Source organism: Pseudofrankia saprophytica (genome assembly GCF_000235425.2).
GTDB classification, from domain to species: domain Bacteria; phylum Actinomycetota; class Actinomycetes; order Frankiales; family Frankiaceae; genus Pseudofrankia; species Pseudofrankia saprophytica.
In genome coordinates, this window is record NZ_KI912266.1 from 2,322,281 (window position 1) to 2,337,463 (window position 15,183).

The 15,183-nt window shown below is 72.7% G+C and carries 11 protein-coding genes; 4 read left to right on the forward strand and 7 right to left on the reverse strand.

The features are described 5' to 3' along the window. Window positions 1-101 precede the first annotated feature (101 nt). The 6 genes from FRCN3DRAFT_RS0209695 to FRCN3DRAFT_RS0209720 form a co-directional block, all read right to left on the reverse strand. Window positions 102-1,370, reverse strand: coding sequence for a glycosyltransferase family 4 protein (locus tag FRCN3DRAFT_RS0209695; RefSeq protein WP_198535956.1), 1,269 nt, complete (start codon window positions 1,368-1,370; stop codon window positions 102-104). 183 nt (window positions 1,371-1,553) lie between these two features. Beyond that, on the reverse strand, window positions 1,554-2,318 hold the full coding sequence (locus FRCN3DRAFT_RS0209700; RefSeq protein ID WP_007511432.1) for an SDR family oxidoreductase: 765 nt from the start codon (window positions 2,316-2,318) through the stop codon (window positions 1,554-1,556). Beyond that, the gene (locus FRCN3DRAFT_RS0209705) at window positions 2,315-3,235 is read right to left on the reverse strand and encodes a phytanoyl-CoA dioxygenase family protein (RefSeq protein ID WP_007511435.1); all 921 of its coding nucleotides are present in this window, start codon (window positions 3,233-3,235) and stop codon (window positions 2,315-2,317) included. The genes FRCN3DRAFT_RS0209700 and FRCN3DRAFT_RS0209705 overlap by 4 nt, the downstream gene beginning before the upstream one ends. Before the next feature lie 11 nt (window positions 3,236-3,246). After that, window positions 3,247-3,981: a 2-C-methyl-D-erythritol 4-phosphate cytidylyltransferase gene (locus tag FRCN3DRAFT_RS43635; protein WP_007511437.1), complete on the reverse strand. Its 735-nt coding sequence runs from the start codon at window positions 3,979-3,981 to the stop codon at window positions 3,247-3,249. After that, on the reverse strand, window positions 3,978-5,390 hold the full coding sequence (locus tag FRCN3DRAFT_RS0209715) for a DUF4910 domain-containing protein (RefSeq protein WP_007511438.1): 1,413 nt from the start codon (window positions 5,388-5,390) through the stop codon (window positions 3,978-3,980). The genes FRCN3DRAFT_RS43635 and FRCN3DRAFT_RS0209715 overlap by 4 nt, the downstream gene beginning before the upstream one ends. 14 nt (window positions 5,391-5,404) lie before the next feature. Then, the gene (locus tag FRCN3DRAFT_RS0209720) at window positions 5,405-6,244 is read right to left on the reverse strand and encodes a glucose-1-phosphate cytidylyltransferase (protein WP_007511441.1); all 840 of its coding nucleotides are present in this window, start codon (window positions 6,242-6,244) and stop codon (window positions 5,405-5,407) included. Between the two features lie 867 nt (window positions 6,245-7,111). On the opposite strand from FRCN3DRAFT_RS0209720, the gene FRCN3DRAFT_RS0209725 reads away from it, so the two are divergent. Continuing rightward, entirely contained in the window at window positions 7,112-8,398 is a 1,287-nt protein-coding gene (locus FRCN3DRAFT_RS0209725; RefSeq protein WP_007511442.1) for a glycoside hydrolase family 26 protein, read from the forward strand. 44 nt (window positions 8,399-8,442) lie between these two features. On the opposite strand, the gene FRCN3DRAFT_RS0209730 is transcribed toward FRCN3DRAFT_RS0209725, so the two are convergent. Then, on the reverse strand, window positions 8,443-8,883 hold the full coding sequence (locus FRCN3DRAFT_RS0209730; protein WP_027140411.1) for a MerR family transcriptional regulator: 441 nt from the start codon (window positions 8,881-8,883) through the stop codon (window positions 8,443-8,445). Between the two features lie 496 nt (window positions 8,884-9,379). On the opposite strand from FRCN3DRAFT_RS0209730, the gene mfd reads away from it, so the two are divergent. From mfd to FRCN3DRAFT_RS0209745, 3 genes are all read left to right on the forward strand, one after another. Then, complete coding sequence (gene mfd, locus FRCN3DRAFT_RS0209735) at window positions 9,380-13,054, forward strand: transcription-repair coupling factor (protein ID WP_035927164.1); 3,675 nt, start codon at window positions 9,380-9,382, stop codon at window positions 13,052-13,054. A gap of 85 nt (window positions 13,055-13,139) precedes the next feature. Beyond that, window positions 13,140-13,949: a SurA N-terminal domain-containing protein gene (locus tag FRCN3DRAFT_RS0209740; RefSeq protein WP_232793988.1), complete on the forward strand. Its 810-nt coding sequence runs from the start codon at window positions 13,140-13,142 to the stop codon at window positions 13,947-13,949. Next, window positions 13,946-15,172 carry a nucleoside triphosphate pyrophosphohydrolase gene (locus FRCN3DRAFT_RS0209745; protein ID WP_007511450.1) on the forward strand — a complete coding sequence of 409 codons (1,227 nt, stop codon included), beginning with the start codon at window positions 13,946-13,948 and terminating at the stop codon, window positions 15,170-15,172. The genes FRCN3DRAFT_RS0209740 and FRCN3DRAFT_RS0209745 overlap by 4 nt, the downstream gene beginning before the upstream one ends. Window positions 15,173-15,183: the final 11 nt, after the last annotated feature.

Consider the following 15,183-nt stretch of genomic DNA (forward strand, 5'->3'; position numbering starts at 1 on the left):
CGGCGGTCGCGGCGGTCGCCGGTCGTGCCCGGTCGGCCCGCGCGGGCGTCTGGACGCCCGCGTACGGTCGGCCGGCGGCTGGGGAACCGGCGGCCGGGGAATCAGTGCTGGGCGTCCTCGGCGGGCTTGTCGTGCTGGAAGCGGGCGACCGCCTCCCGGTAGACCGCCTCGCGGTCGCGGGCGATCTGGAGTGGATCAAGACGAGCCGCGCCGGCCCGGCCGTTCGCCCCGACGGTCTCGGCGAGCTTCGGGTCGGTCAGGTAGGCGGCGAGCGCGTCGGCGAGCGCCTTCGGGTCCTCCGGCGGGACCACGTCGCCGGCGTGCCAGTCCTGCACGAACGGCGCGATGCCGGTCCGGCTGGTGGTCACGACCGGGCGGCCGGCGGCCATGCCCTCGACCGCCGCGATGGAGAAGCTCTCGAACCGGCTCGGCACCGCCACCACCCGGGCCTGCCCGTAGACGTCGGCGAGCTCGCGCTGCCCGACGTGGCCGGTGAAGACGACCGGCACGTTCAGCTCGTTCGCCCGTCGTTCCAGCCAACGCCCGGTCGGCACGCCGTCTATGTGCCCGGACGAGCTGCCGGCGAGGATCAGCTTCGCGTCGATGTCCCGGGCGGCCAGGATGGCGAGCGCGTCGAGGAGGACGTCGATGCCCTTGTTCGGCTCCAGCCGGCCGACGGTGGCGACCACGGGACCGGTGCGACCCACACCCGACACGGCCGCCCAGGGGCTCGCGTCGAACGGGTTCGGCACGATCGTCACGTCCTGGCGGCGCAGCCAGCCGTACGGGCGGACGGTGTCGACCAGCAGCTGGGACGGCGAGGTGACCACGGTCGCGTGGTCGGAGGTGATGCGGTCCAGCCGGTCGGCGATCCGGCCGCGGACGGACAGGTGCGGGCTCGCGAGGCGCAGCGTCAGCATGGTCGGCGCGTGCATGTGGACGACGACCGGGCAGGACCGGGTGACCACCTGCATCAGCGCGCGGGTCTCGCCGTCCTGCGTCTCGATCACGTCGGGGTGCAGCCCGGTCTGCCGCAGGTAGGCGGCGTACGACAGGGTCAGGCTCATCCGTAGCGAGATCGAGTCACGCGGGTAGTTCGGGCCGGTGAGGAACCGGGCGTATTTGCCAAGGGCGCGGCTGATCGGAACGCGCAGGAGGGGGCGGCGATGCACGTGGACGCCGTCCACGACCTCGTCCACAACCCGGTGACCCTGGGCGCAGATTACGTGAACGTCGTGACCGATCGTGGCGAGGGCCGATGCCAACACAGCTGTGTAGATACCAGCGCCATCCCAGACAATCGGGGGATACTGCTCACAGAGGAACGTGATGAGCAACTTTCTCTCACCGTTCACGTTCCGACGCTCCATGCGGTCGACCTCCACCGCCGCCGCCGCCTGCGGCCCTTCGTTGGACCACCGGTGAATCACCGCACACCTCGGTTTCCGGACGCGTGGGCGCACCAGCCCATCGATGGTGCATGGACCGCGCGCTGGCCGTGCCGGTGGGCGAAGTCGGCAACGTCACTCTACTGTTGTCCGACTTCGGGGACATCAGTAGCTCTTCTTGGCCGGCCGCAGGTGGAGCTCGGTCACCTCGGCGCCGGGCGGCAGGCTCAGCACTCCCGCCACGACCTCCGCCACGTCCTGCGGCTGAACCAACAGCTCTGGTGCGTAGGGCCGGCCCTCCTTGGCGAAGATGGCCTCCTGCCGAGGAGTCGCGGTGCGGCCCAGATGGATGCCGCATACCCGGATCCCGTCCGCGTTCACCTCCTGGCGCAAGCTGTCCGTTATCGCCCGCATCGCGTGCTGGGTGGCCGCGAACTGGCCGGTGTTCGCGCCGGCCCGCACGCCCTGTGACGAGTTCACCACCACTACGTCGCCGCCGCCCGCGCGCAGCGCGGGCAGCAGCTCCTGGGTGAGAGCGTAGGGCGCCCGCACGTTCGCCGCGTACAGCGCGTCGAGATCCGCGATCTCGGCGTCGGCGTGCGGGCCGCTGGCGTAGCCGCCGGCACTGTGGACCAGGAGGTCCACCCTCGGACCGGCGAGCAGGCCCGCGACCAGCGCGGAGCGCGCCTCGTCGTCGGTCAGGTCGACCTGCGCCGGGCTCAGCTGACCGGCCATGCCGGCCCGCGTCGCCCGAGCGGCGGCGCCCGGCAGGGCGTCCAGGCGGGTCTTGTCCCGCCCGACCGCGGTCACCGCCGCTCCCTCGGCGACCAGTCGAAGCGCGATCGCCCGGCCGACGCCGCTGGACGCGCCGGTGACCACCGCGACCCGGCCAGCCAGCCGCTGGCTCGCCGAGCCTGGCTCGGAGGTCACCGTGTCCCCTCGTAGACCAGGATCGCGTCCGCCATCGGGGGGACCTCGTCGTACTCGAGGCACACGTCCTCGGGCAGCCGGGTGAGGTCGGTCGCGCGCAGGTAGTCCCGCATGGTGGTACCGGTGCAGGCCGAGTCGGCGTTCGGCGCGCCGATGTGGCCGAGCACGTCGTCGTGGTGGACCGTGCGGAAGTCGATGCTGAACCGGGTGCGCCCGGAGGTGTTCGGCACCGACGAGTGCAGCTGCTGCGCGGAGAAGATGAGCATTCCACCGGCCGGGGCGATCACCCTGGTCTGCGGGAAGAGCTCGACCTCCTCCTGCGGCTTCGGCTGCACCCGGGTGTCGCTCTTGATGTGCTTCGCGGCCGACGCCCGGTTGGTCGCGTTCCATTCGTAGTAGTTGTATGTGGAAGAACTGTTCTCGACCGGCCGGCCAAAGTACTTCGGGTGGAAGGCCAGGCCGTTCTCGGGGACGATGTCGAACACCGGGAACCACCAGTTCAGCTGGCAGAACGGCGCCGAGTACCAGGTGTCCCGGTGCGGGTGGAACGCGTAGGCGATGCCCGAGGTGAGGTAGTCGTCGCTGGTCGACGTGCGCAGCCGGGGCACGTCGAAATAGGTCTTCTCCGGGTCGGCGCCGTGCTCGACGAGCACCTCCCGGATCAGCTCCTTGCAGCGCGGGTGGTGGATGAACCGCGGCTTGAGATCGGCGAGCAGCGCGGCATAGTCCTCCACCTCCATGTGGTACTGCGCGGTCTCCGGGTCGAGGTCGCCGAACGCGTCGCGCACCAGCTCCCTGGTGAACTCGACGAACGCGAGCGACGCCGGCTTCGGCCCGTAGACGAACAGGTCGCCCGCGTACAGGCGGGCGCGCCGCTCGTCATCGGACAGCGTGGACTCGACCAGTACCGTGCTCATCAGACTCCCCCTCAGTGCCCGGCCGATGCGGCGACCAGGCCAGCCCCGGCCGCGAGCAGTCGCCGGGCCATCGTCAACTCTTCCGGCGTGGTCACGTGAATGTTCATCGGCTCGCCCGGCACCACGACGACGGCCGCGCCGAGCGCGGCGACCATCGCCGAGTCCTCGACGGCCTCGGTAGCGCCCGCGTGCGCCGCGCGCAGCAGATCCGCGCGGAACGCGTGCGGAGTCTGCACCAGCCGGTGGGTCTCACGCACCAGCGAGCGCCCGGCCACCAGGGCGTCGGTCAGGCCACGATCGGCGTCGCCCGGGCCGACCTCCTTGACGACCTCGGTGAGCGGGAGTCCCGGGACGGCCGCGTCCGCGCCGCCGCGCACCGCGGCCACCACCCGGTGGTAGAGGTCGGCGGTGGCGAGCGGATGGGCGGCATCGGTGATGACGATGACGCCCGCGGCGGCCGGCACCGCCGCCAGGCCCGCGCGCACCGACTCGGCCCGGGTGGCGCCGCCGCTGGTCACCAGCACCTCCGGCGTCCCCGAGGTGAGCTCCGGGCGCCAGCGGTCCAGCAGCGCGGGCGGGAGCACCACGACGACGCCGTCGCTCACGGGGCCGGCGGCCAGCACCGGATGCTCGACCAGTGGGCGCCCGCCCAGGTCGAAGAACTGCTTCGGCCCGCCGAACCGAGTACCGCCGCCGCCGGCCAGTACCACCGTCCAGACCGGGCCGGCCGCGGCATGGGTGCTCATGAGACGACCTCGGGTACCGGCGCGCCCGGGGTTCCCGCTGCGTCCGCGTCCGCGTCGTCGTCGCGGACCAGCAGGCCCACTCCGGCCAGCGCGTCGACCGCGGCGGTGACCGAGTCGAACTCGATGGCGGCCCGAGCCGCGATGTCGAGCAGGTCGTGCGCCCCGTCGGCGAGGTTGAGGACCCAGAGCAGGCCCATCTCGACGGCCTGGCGGTTCATCGTCGCGCCGATCGCGCGGTACAGCCCGCGGCGGCCGAGCTGCGGCTCGCCGTAGGGGCTCGTGTTGCGCCAGACCGCGTTGCGCTCGCAGATCTCGATGATCCGCGTGAGCAGGCCGAACGACTCGGCCAGGCTCTCCGGGCTGACGAAGTCCAGGTTGTCGGCGGAGGTGTGGTACTCGGGGTACTCGCCGTGCTGGCCGCGCCCGAACCGGCCCACCGGCAGGTCGAAGCCCGGGGAGCAGAACTGCCGCTCGTCGTAGCCGTACGGCGAGAAGTCGACGACCCGGTGCGGCCGCCCGGTCTCCGCGAGCGCGACGGCCGCGGCTCGGTCGACGACCGCGTCGCCGCGCCTGCTGCGCTTGTAGGTGGGCTGGGAGCGGTCGCCGAGGCCGGTCAGCACCAGCCCGTGCCGGATCCGGCCGACGACGTCCCGGTTCTGGGCGAGCCAGGTGATCGAGCCGATCGTGCCCGGGATGAACAGCAGCCGGAACGTGTGCCGCCGGCGGGGCAGGGCCGCCAGGTGATGAGCCAGCTCCGCGAGGATCGCCATGCCGGACCCGTTGTCGTTCGCGGTCGACGGATGGCACGTGTGCGTCGTGATCAGGAACTCTTCCGGCTCGCCGCCCGCCGGCGTGGGCTCGGTCGCGGGCAGGACGATCTCGGCGTAGGTGAGCGAGCCGTCCGTGAGGGTGGTGTCGATGACCACCTCGTACTCGCCGTCCGGCAGCGCGCGCAACGCGGTGTCCGTCAGGCAGAAGCCCCAGTTCTCGTTCCAGTAGGACGTCCGGTACGGGATCCAGTCCGGCCGGTCCGGCATCGAGAACAGGTGCGGGCGCAGCTCGTCGAGGCTCAGCCGGGCGCGGGTGGGGACGCTGTAGCCCAGCAGGTGCAGTGGGTGGTCGGCGATGTCGACCACCCGCGACCCGTCCGGACCGACCAGGTAGGCGGCCCGGACGTTCCACTCCCTGGGCACCGTCCAGTCGAGCACCGGCGTGCCCGAGGGCACCTCGTGGACCTCGAACGGGATCTCGGCGCCCCCTCGCCCCCCGGCGACGGCCTTCTGGACGATCTCAAGGGTCGCCCGGACGCCGTCGCCGGTGATGCTGCGCACCGGTGCCGCGCCCAGCGCGGCGACCAGGTCGTGCAGCCGCTCGCCGAGCGCGGCGTCCTGGGCCTCTGAAGTACTCACCGTGACCTATGGGCTCAGTCGGTCCAGACCCGCCAAGGGGCGGCGCCCGCGTCCCAGAGCTGGTTGAGCTCGGTCCAGTCCCGGAACGTGTCCATCCCCATCCAGAACCCCTCGTGGGGGTACAGGGTGAGCTGCCGGTCCCGGGCGAGCTGCTGCAGCGGGTAACGCTCCAGCATGAGGGACGGGTCGTCGTCGACGTACTTGTCGGCGAACTCCCGCTCGAAGACGAAGTAGCCACCGCTGACCCAGCCGGTCTGCGGCGGCTTCTCGGCGAACAGGCTGACGCCGTCGCCGTCCGTCTCCAGCTCGCCGTACCGGCTCGAGGGCCGCACCCCGGTCACGGTGCCCATCCGGCCGCCGCGCACGTGCGCGTCGAACAGCGCGGCCACGTCGATCGAGCCGACGCCGTCACCGTAGGTGAGTAGAAAACGCGGGCCGGTCAGGTACTGGCGGACGCGGCGCAGCCGGGCCCCGGTGCCGTTGAGCAGGCCGGTCTCCGCGAAGGTGACCTCCCAGTCCTCGTCGCCCTCGGCGTTGTGGAACTCGGGGGTGTGGTCGTCCGAGAGCGTCAGCGTGAAGTCCGCCACCTGCTCGCGGTAGTTGACGAAGTAGTTCTTGATGGCGTCGCTCTTGTAGCCCAGGCACAGGACGAAGCGGCGGAAGCCGTAGTGGCTGTAGGTCTTCATGATGTGCCAGAGGATCGGCTTGCCGCCGATGTCGACCAGCGGCTTCGGAAGCTTCTCGCTGGCCTCGCGCAGCCGGGTGCCCATCCCACCGCAGAGGATGACGACCGGGATGTCCGCGGCGCCGGGGACGGTGCGGGCCGGCGTGGACGCCGAGCTCGGGGGTGTCACGGCTGTTTGCTCTCCCAGGGTCGGACCCGGGCATGCTCCCGGGCGTTGGTCTGCCGGCGTTCGAGCGGGCTGGGGCAACGCCGGGCGGTCACGGCCGAGGTGGCCACAGCCCTTGACCGGTCGTGGCCCAGACGGCCGGGCCGCCGATGGGAACCAGGGGCCGTTCCCCTGGCAGGGACCGCGGGTCCTGGCCGGTCCGGAAGATCAGCTGCTCCCACTCCCGCGGTGACGTCCGGGACGCTGCCGGAGTAACCGTACCGTACTGAACTTCTCGGCCCGCGCAGACTAGGTCGGCCGCTTCGGGCCCGCCTACCGGGCCTTTCGGCGCGGCGAGGACCTGACGCGGGACCCGCAAGGACGGGCCAGAGGTCGGGCGGTGGCCGCGCGGTGGCGGGCGCGCCGCCCTGGGCCGTCGTGCGTTCGTCATCGCGACGCCGCGTCCACGGACCGGGACGTCACGGCTCTTCCGGAGGCCGCGCCGTGGCGGATCCGTAACGGCGCGTGCTTGTTGGTCTGCTTGGCGCACACCAGCTCGCGGCGCCTAGGTAACAGGTGATATGTCTCGTTGCTGCGGCGCGCGGCTCTCGTGCGGGTGTCGGGCCGGCAACCACCGGGCCGCCTGAAGCGTCCTCTTCTTGTCGTTCTCATCCAGTCTGAGCGGCAGCTAGGGGAAAGGCTCAAGGCCGGTCGCTGTGTGTGCTTGCGCACAGATCCGGCGAGTCCGGGTGTGTCACCAGGTGCCCGGCTTCGCTGTGCCGCCCCGAGGGGGCGGTCAGCGGACGTAGTAAGTTTCGGTACCTTTCGGGCGCCGCCGACCCACTCTGCCCTGGTTGGGACGGCGCCGCACCGCGACGGAGGTGAGTGTGGGTGGCCCGCCGTGGTGGATCGACCCGGGAGCACGCGCGCGAGGAGCTCCGCTACTACGGTGACGAGGCCCGACGCTGGTATGACTGGCTGGTCCAGATCTCGGGCGGCCCGGCGAAGTTCAAGAGCCGGATGCTGCCGGGAATCGCGGTGGCCCTAGTCCTGGTGCTCGGCCTGACGGCCTGGGCCGTGACGCCGAAGCCGGGCGGGCACGACGACGAGGGCGCCGACTTCGTGGCCGCCTCCTCGACGGCCGCCGCCACCGTCGCTCCGACGGGCCCCGACGCGCCGGCCACGTCCGCGCCGGCAGCCGCCCCCACCGGACCGCCCCCGCGGCCGCGCGCGCAGCCCGCGAAGACCAACGGGCCGTGGCCGGCCGGGATGTCCGCCGGCAACACCGGCCAGGCGAACGCCTTCGCCAGCTACCGCGGCCGGCCCAACGACGTGGTCGTCATGTTCACCGCCCGCAACAGCTGGGGGGCGATCACCGGGCCGTGGATCGGCGACAGCGCCAACCACTTCAGCGGCTTCGCCGGCACCTGGGTCGTCTCCGTGCCGATGTTCCCTGACCCGCCGGCCGGAGCGGACAGCGACGCCTGGAACCGGCAGCACATGGCGGCCTGCGCCTCTGGCGCCTACGACGGCTACTTCCGGCAGTTCGGCAACTGGCTCAACCGCAGCGGTCGGTCGGACTCGTTCGTCCGCATCGGCTGGGAGTTCAACGGCAAGTGGTTCGCCTGGCGGGCCCTCGACGCCCAGCAGTGGGTCCAGTGCTTCCGGCACGAGGCGCTCGCGCTGATCTCGGTGGCCCCGCGGGTGCGGATCGACTGGACGGTCAACTCGCGCACCTCGCTGCCGAACGGCGGCGACCCGTTCTCCGCCTACCCGGGTGACGACGTCGTCGACGTGATCGGGATCGACACCTACGACCAGTACCCCCCGAGCTACGACGTCGGGACGTTCAACGCCAAGTGCGAGGACGGCCCCCTGCTGCCGGGCGCCTGCTATGTGATCAATTTCGCGCAGCTGCACAACAAGCTGTTCTCGGTGCCGGAATGGGGGCTGGTCGACAAGGGCACCCCCGCGGGCCAGGCGGGCCAGGCGGGCGGCGACAACCCGTTCTACATCCAGCAGATGGCGAATCTCTTCCGGCAGTACAGCGGCATGCTCGCGTACGAGGCCTACTTCAACGACAACGATCCCCACAACGTGAACTCGTCGCTCACGAACCCCGTGCAGCAGCCCAACGGTTCGGCGGCCTACCGCTCGCTCTGGTCGGCCACCCAGTAGAGCGGGCGCGAGGCGCGCCGGACCTCCCAGATCACTGCCTGGTACTACCCGCGGCGTGACCGGTCGGCGTCGTCGTACAGGCCGGAGACGAAGGCCTCGGCGACGCCGACCTGCGCGCGCAGGGCGGCCAGCTTCTCCTCGGCGAGCACCACCCACGTACGCAGGCGCTCCTCCAGCGCGGCTCGCACGTCCGGGGCCATGCCCGGATGCGAGAGCTCGTCGCGCAGGGTGAGTAGTGATCGCATCTCCTCAAGGGTGAAGCCGAGGGGCTTCATCATCTTGATCAGGAAAAGCCGGTCGACGGCGTCCTCGTCATAGAGCCGGAAGCCGCCGGCGGTGCGGCCAACCGGCATCAGCAGCCCGGCCTCCTCGTAGTAGCGGACGGTGCGCAACGACAGGTCGACCCGCTCGGCGACGTCCCCGATCTGGTAGAGGTCGGCGCGACCGGTTTTTGGCGTGGACTGGCCACGGCGCGTGGAAGACAACTCTACCCTTACGTCAAGTGAGACTGGCGGGCCCCTGCCGGGCAGGCCAGCTGCTGGCAGATGACTGTACGTCGCGTCGACCCTTCGGCCCACCCCACTGATCCCGCCCGCGCCCGTTCGTCCGCCGGCCACCGCGGGCCACTGCCGGCGGTCGTGGCGGGGGACGAGCTGACCCACGCGGCCGGGCGCTCCCGTACCCTGACCATGGAGTTGCTCGCTCATTCAGGTCGGGCTCTTTCCAGGTCGGGCGATGGCCAGCTCACGCTCGCCAGCCGAGCGTCACGCTTGCCAGCCGAGCGGGCCGCGGGACGGGCGCCCGGCCGCGCCCCCAGCGTTGCCCGGAGCTCCGGCGCCGCACGCCGGGCAGAAGCCGCGGCCCGGCTGACGTTGCAGTCAGAGACGGTGTTGTAGTCCAGACCGTGCGCCCGCGCGGGCGCACATCGACATCCAGGATCCGGTGGTCGCGCCGGACCTGGAAGAGGCCGGGACGGATCCGATGACCCTCGCGCCGCTGCTCGACGCTCTCACCGCCCGGCCGGGCGGTGAGCCGGCGCTGTTGCGTGCCCAGGACGCCCTCGCCGCCGGCGGCCCCGGCGGCCCGGTGGTGCCGGTAGATCTCTCGGGACCGCCGGGCCTGCGCCCGTTCGCGGTCGCGGCGCTGGCCCGCGCGGGGCGGCAGGTGCTGGCCGTGACCGCCACCGGGCGGGAGGCGGAGGACCTCGCCGACGCGCTGGGCAGCGTGCTCGGGCCGGACAACGTCGCGGTCTACCCGAGCTGGGAGACGCTGCCGCACGAACGGCTCTCGCCGCGCGCCGACACGGTCGGGCGGCGCCTCGCGGTGCTGCGCCGGCTCGCGCACCCCGACACCGGGCCGGGCGACGGGCAGCAGGCGCCCGACGGGCGCGCGGCGTCGGCCGGGCCGCTCTCGGTCGTCGTCGCGCCGGTGCGGGCCGTGCTGCAGCCGCAGGTCGCCCGCCTCGGAGACCTCGAGCCGGTGCTGCTGCGCCGCGGCGACACCGCCGACCTCGAGGCGGTCGTCGAGCGGCTGGTCCAGATCGCCTACCACCGGGTCGACCTGGTCGAGCGGCGCGGCGAGATCGCGGTGCGCGGCGGCATCCTCGACGTCTTCCCGCCGACCGAGGAGCACCCGCTGCGGGTCGAGTTCTTCGGCGACGAGATCGAGGACGTCCGGCCGTTCTCGGTGGCCGACCAGCGCGCTCTCGACGGCGAGAAGGCCGGGGGGCAGGGCGCCCCCGGCGGCGGGTACGCGCTGTTCGCGCCGCCGTGCCGCGAACTGCTGCTCACCGACGACGTGCGCGCCCGCGCGGCCCTGCTGGCCGGTGAGCACCCCGACCTCGTCGAGATGCTCGACAAGATCGCCTCGGGTATCCCGGTGGAGGGGATGGAGGCGCTCGCGCCGGTCCTCGTCGAGCGCCTGGTGCTGCTTCTCGACGAGCTGCCCGCGGGCACCCAGGTGCTGCTGTGCGACCCGGAGCGCATCCGCGCCAGGGCCGCCGAGCTGGTCCGCACCAGCCAGGAGTTCCTCGCCGCCTCCTGGAGCTCGGCCGCGCTCGGCTCGGACAGCCCCATCGACCTCGGCTCGGCGGCCTACCGCTCGCTCGCCGACGTGCGCGCCCGCGCGGCCGAGCTGGGCCTGCCCTGGTGGACCGTCAGCCAGTTCGGCGCCCTGAACGCCGGGGAGGACGCCGACGAGGCCACCGCGGCCTTCGACCCGCCCGACGAGGCCGTGGCGTCCAGCCTGCGCCCGGCGCCCGCCTACCACGGCGACACCGCCCGCCTGGTCGCCGACGTCAAGGGCTGGCTGAACGACTCGTGGCGGGTCCTGTTGGTCACCGCCGGCCACGGCCCGGCGCAGCGGCTCGCCGAGCTGCTGCGCGAGGCCGACCTCGGCGCCCGGGTCGCCGACGACGCCGAGCTCGCGCCGTCCGTCGTCACCGTCACCCAGGGGCAGCTGTCCACCGGCTTCGCCAGCGACCTGCTGCGCCTGGCCGTGCTCACCGAGACCGACCTCGCCGGCGCCCGCGGCGTCACCACCAAGGACATGCGCCGGCTGCCGAGCCGGCGGCGCAAGGGCATCGACCCGTTGGCGCTGGCCGCCGGCGACCTGGTCGTGCACGAGGCGCACGGCGTCGGCCGGTATGTCGAGATGGTCACCCGTACCGTCGCCGGCGCGAAGCGCGAGTACCTGGTGCTCGAGTACGCCAAGGGCGACCGGCTCTACGTCCCCACCGACCAGCTCGAGCAGGTCACCCGCTACGTGGGCGGTGAGGGCCCGACGCTCGACCGGATCGGCGGGGCCGACTGGGCCAAGCGCAAGAGCCGGGCACGCAAGGCGGTCAAGGAGATCGCCGGCGAGCTGATCCGGCTCTACAGCGCCCGGATGGCGGCGCCCGGCTACGCGTTCGGCCCTGACAACCCGTGGCAGCGCGAGCTGGAGGACGCCTTCCCGTTCCGGGAGACCCCCGACCAGCTCTCCGCGATCGACGAGGTCAAGCGGGACATGGAGCGCCCGGTCCCGATGGACCGGGTGATCTGCGGGGACGTCGGCTACGGCAAGACCGAGATCGCCGTGCGGGCCGCGTTCAAGGCGGTGCAGGACGGCAAGCAGGTGGCAGTCCTGGTCCCGACCACGCTGCTCGTCCAGCAGCACTACCAGACCTTCTCCGAGCGGTACGCGGCCTTCCCCGTGATCGTGAAGGCGATGAGCAGGTTCAACACGGCCACCGAGCAGAAGGCCGCTATCGCCGGGATGGCGGACGGCTCCGTCGACGTCGTCATCGGCACCCATCGACTGCTGTCGAGCGAGACCAAGTTCAAGGACCTGGGGCTCGTGATCGTCGACGAGGAGCAGCGGTTCGGCGTCGAGCACAAGGAGCACCTGAAGAAGATGCGGACGGCGGTGGACGTGCTCACGATGAGCGCCACCCCGATCCCGCGGACGCTGGAGATGTCGATCACCGGCATCCGGGAGCTGTCGACGATCGACACCCCGCCCGAGGAGCGCCACCCGGTGCTCACCTCGGTCGGCGCCTACGACCAGCGCCAGGTGGCCGCCGCCATCCGGCGCGAGCTGCTGCGCGAGGGGCAGGTCTTCTACATCCACAACCGGGTCGAGTCGATCGACAGGGCCGCGGCCCGGCTGCGCGAACTGGTGCCCGAGGCGCGGATCGCGACCGCGCACGGCCAGCTGAACGAGGACCTGCTCGAGAAGGTGATGGTCTCCTTCTGGGAGAAGAGGTTCGACGTCCTGGTCTGCACGACGATCGTCGAGTCGGGCCTGGACATCTCCAACGCCAACACGCTCATCGTCGAGCGGGCCGACGTCTTCGGCCTGTCCCAGCTGCACCAGCTGCGCGGCCGGGTCGGGCGCGGGCGCGAGCGGGCGTACGCCTACTTCCTCTACCCGCCGGACCGGCCGCTCACCGAGACCGCGCACGACCGGCTCGCGACCATCGCGCTGAACACCGACCTCGGCGCGGGCATGGCCGTCGCGATGAAGGACCTGGAGATCCGCGGCGCCGGCAACCTGCTCGGCGGCGAGCAGTCCGGGCACATCGCCGCCATCGGCTTCGACCTCTACGTGCGGATGGTCGGCGAGGCGGTGGCCGACTACAAGGGGCAGGCGCCCGAGGAGCTGTCGGACGTCAAGGTCGAGCTCCCGGTCGACGCGAGCCTGCCGCACGACTACGTCGGCAGCGAGCGGTTGCGCCTCGACGCCTACCGCCGGATCGCCGCCGCGGCCAGCGGGGCCGACCTCGACGAGGTCCGGGCCGAGCTCGTCGACCGCTTCGGCGCGCCGCCGGAGCCGGTGGAGAACCTGCTGGCCGTCGCCTCGCTGCGGGTGCTCGCCCGCGGCTACGGCCTGGCGGAGATCACGCTGGCGGGCAAGCAGATCCGCTTCGGCCCGCTGGAGCTGCGGGAGAGCCAGACGCTGCGGCTGCAGCGGCTGTACAAGGGCGCCGTGGTCAAGCCGGCGGCCCGCACGGTGCTGGTCCCGGCCCCGAGCCTGACCGGCCGGATCGGCTCGCCGCCGCTGCGTGACAAGGCGCTGCTCGCCTGGGCGGCCGACCTGCTCGCCGCCATCCTCGGTGACTCCGTCGCCGCCGCCGCCAGCGTCGCCACCGGTAGCGCGCCCGGCAGCCGACCGTGAGGGCTCGCGTGGGTGGGCCGTGAATGGCACGCATTGGGGTGGGGTCGGGTGCGTCACCCCTGATGGGGAAGCTAACGTGGCGTCCGTGAAGTCACCACGTCTGCAAGGCCGGCGGCCCTCGTCCCGGGGGGCACTGTTCGGTGCCGCGCTCGCGCTGGTGGCGGTGGCCATGACCGCCTGCACGAGTCATGCCGGCGCCGCCGCGCAGGTCGACGACCAGACGATCGACACGGCCACCGTGAGCGCCATCGCGGACCGCGGCATGGAGGCGTACACGGCCTACGCCGCCGCGCATCCGGATGTGGTCGCGCAGCGCGAGTCCCAGCAGGGCCCGATCACCCGTGACCTCGTGCAGCGCCGCGCGCTGAACAGCCTCATCCGGGTCAGGCTGGACGAGGCGAAGGCGCGTGAGCTCGGGATCACGCTCACGCCGCAGGACTTCGACGCCTACTACCAGGCGCTCGCGGTGACCCAGGCCGGCAGCGTCCCCGCCTTCGAGGACGCCGTCGGCGTGCTCGGATTCGCGCCGCAGGACGTCCGGACCCAGGTGCACGTCGACGCGCTCGAGTCCAAGATCGCGGACAAGGTCGCGCCGGACCTGGTCGGCACGGACGCGCAGGCGAAGTCGGCCTATGACGGCCTGCTGGCCCAGTTCGGGGTGAAGTCCCTGCCGCTCAGCTACGAGCAGCTGCGGCCGTTCCTGGCCCGTGACATCGTCGAGGGAACCGCGCGCTCGGACAAGGTCACCCCCGAGCTGGTCAAGCTCTCGCGTCAGGTCGGGGTGTCGGTGAGCCCGCGGTTCGGGGCGTGGAGCGTCGACGACCTGCAGGTGCTGCCGCAGTCCGGTTCCATCGCGACCACGGCGACGCCGGATCAGCAGCTGAGCCTGTCGTGACCGAGGCCGGCCTGGCCCGGGTCACGCTGCTCGCGACCAGCGCCCGGGTCGCGCCGGGCCTGCTCACCGCGCCTGCCTGGGACCTGGTGCGCAAGGCTCCGGTGCGCTGCGCCGACCCGGCACACCCGCAGCTGCCCGCGCTGCGCGCGGCCGGCGCCGACGTCGAGGTCCTCGCGTTCCCGGAGCCGGCGCTGTTGGAGTCGGTGCTCGCGGAGCTGCGCGCCGCCGCCCTCGCGGCCGGCGCGGACGAGGTGGTGTGGCTGCTCGAGCCGGAGGCCGGCTGGCCGGGCGCCTCGGCGGCGCTCGACGCCGCCCTGCGCGCGCACGCCGGGACCGAGCCGGAGGCGGTCCGCATCGTCGCGGGGACGCACGACGTGGCGGGCGCGGTGCTGCTGGACGCGGTCGCCGTGATGGACCGGCTGCGCTCGCCAGGCGGCTGCCCGTGGGACGGCGAGCAGACCCACGCCTCGCTGGCCCCATACCTGCTGGAGGAGGCCTACGAGGCCTACCAGGCGATCGAGGACGCGCAGCCGGCCGAGCTGCGCGAGGAGCTCGGCGACGTGCTCATGCAGGTCCTGTTCCACGCGCGGGTCGCCGAGGAGGCGACGGACGGCGACGTGGACCGGGGCGGTGGCCGGTTCGACGTGGACGAGGTCGCCGCCGGGCTGGTGAACAAGCTGGTGCGCCGGCACCCGCACGTGTTCGGCGACGTGGCCGTCGCCGGCGCCGACGAGGTGCTCGCCAACTGGGACGCCATCAAGGCCGTCGAGAAGGGCCGCCGGTCGGTCACCGAGGGTGTTCCGCTGACCCAGCCGGCCCTCTCGCTCGCCGCGAAGCTGCAGAAACGCGCCCGCAAGATCGGCGTTCCCGCCGACCTCGTCCTGCCCGCCGCGCCGTGGTCCGAGACCGATGCCGCGACGGTCGAGGGCGAGGCCTGCGAGGGCCTGCCCGTGGCGGACGGCCCCGGCACGGCCGCCGAGGCGGTCGCGGCGATCGCGGCCGGCCCGGAGCTGGACGAGCGCGGGATCGGCGACCTGCTGTTCGCCGCCGTGGCGCTGGCCGACGCGGCCGGCGTGGACGCGGAGTCCGCCCTGCGCGCGCGTGCCCGCGCCTTCCGCGACGCCCTGGCCGCGGCCGAGGAGTCCGCCCACGCCGACGCCGTCGATCCGGCCGGGCAGGACCCGGCCAGCTGGCGCCTACGGTGGTCGTCTCCCGCCTCCTGACCGCATCCTGA

Bases quoted from the DNA above. Each gene is read 5' to 3' on its own strand.
- FRCN3DRAFT_RS0209705 (WP_007511435.1), bottom strand. From the start codon at position 3,235: ATGAGCACGGTACTGGTCGAGTCCACGCTGTCCGATGACGAGCGGCGC.
- FRCN3DRAFT_RS43635 (WP_007511437.1), bottom strand. From the start codon at position 3,981: ATGAGCACCCATGCCGCGGCCGGCCCGGTCTGGACGGTGGTACTGGCC.
- mfd (WP_035927164.1), top strand. From the start codon at position 9,380: ATGACCCTCGCGCCGCTGCTCGACGCTCTCACCGCCCGGCCGGGCGGT.
- FRCN3DRAFT_RS0209695 (WP_198535956.1), bottom strand. From the start codon at position 1,370: ATGGAGCGTCGGAACGTGAACGGTGAGAGAAAGTTGCTCATCACGTTC.